This window comes from Herbiconiux daphne, from assembly GCF_024979295.1.
Lineage (GTDB): Bacteria > Actinomycetota > Actinomycetes > Actinomycetales > Microbacteriaceae > Herbiconiux > Herbiconiux daphnes.
In genome coordinates this window covers 1-821 of the sequence record NZ_JANLCJ010000272.1, presented here as the reverse complement: position 1 = coordinate 821, position 821 = coordinate 1, and the positions used below count along the sequence as shown (strand labels likewise).

Here is an 821-nt window from a genome sequence, read left to right as displayed (position 1 = left end):
TGTCAATCACTTTTCGGATTTATTTTACAACAATTTCAACGTCACGGAAAGCATATCCCCATTCTTTATCAGTTAAAGTCGTATCGTGGTGTCTAATTTTGCTATAATCTAAATCTCCAAGCATTTTAGGAAGTCCTAGAGATTTTCCCACTCCTGCAAGTGAAAGGCATGAGAGAGCAAAAGAACAACGGAATTCTATATTATCCGTTTTACCATAGAAAATGTGGTTTTGGTCATGAGCCATAACTTTTGACCAAGTGAAAAAGCTACTAAAGAAAGAGAATTCAAATGGTAGGTTGTGAGCATAAATGACAAGTCTTGACTGAGGTTCTAAAGTTTCTTTGATTAGGTCAATCAGCTTTAAAAATTCTTCCCATTTTCTGCCACTTATTTTCAAATCTTCAATTTGGAAAGTCCAACAATACATAAAAGCTTGACGTTGCCCGTCAATCATTACACTTGAAGTTTCAATATCGAATGAACAAGCAAGCGTATAGTAACTATCTTTTGATTTTTTAGTTCCCGGCTTTTTGATTGGTGTTGTTACTTTAATGAGGGTTTCAAGTCGTTTAAGTAAGGTTGGCGAAATATGATTTTTATGTTTAATTCTCACGTTTCGCCCACCTTTCTTATGAGGTTGTAACTTTGAGGAATTTTGAATTTTTGAGTTTTCCTAGAAACTCGTCGTTTAATCTCATTGCAATGGTAAGCCCTGCAATTTCACCAATAGCAAGAGCCAACTCGTCCATATCGTCCTCTGTTGAATTCAAGATTTGGTCAAAGTTTAATTTGTCTTGTTGAATCAAAGATTCAATATATTC

Annotated in this window: 2 protein-coding genes; both read right to left on the bottom strand. The window is 34.8% G+C overall.

Translation table 11 applies throughout. The features are described 5' to 3' along the window. Positions 1 to 19: 19 nt before the first annotated feature. Complete coding sequence (locus N1032_RS24580) at positions 20 to 613, bottom strand: hypothetical protein (protein ID WP_259543141.1); 594 nt, start codon at positions 611 to 613, stop codon at positions 20 to 22. 16 nt (positions 614 to 629) lie between these two features. Continuing rightward, positions 630 to 821: hypothetical protein (locus tag N1032_RS24575; protein WP_259543139.1), on the bottom strand; the 192-nt coding region annotated here is incomplete at its 5' end.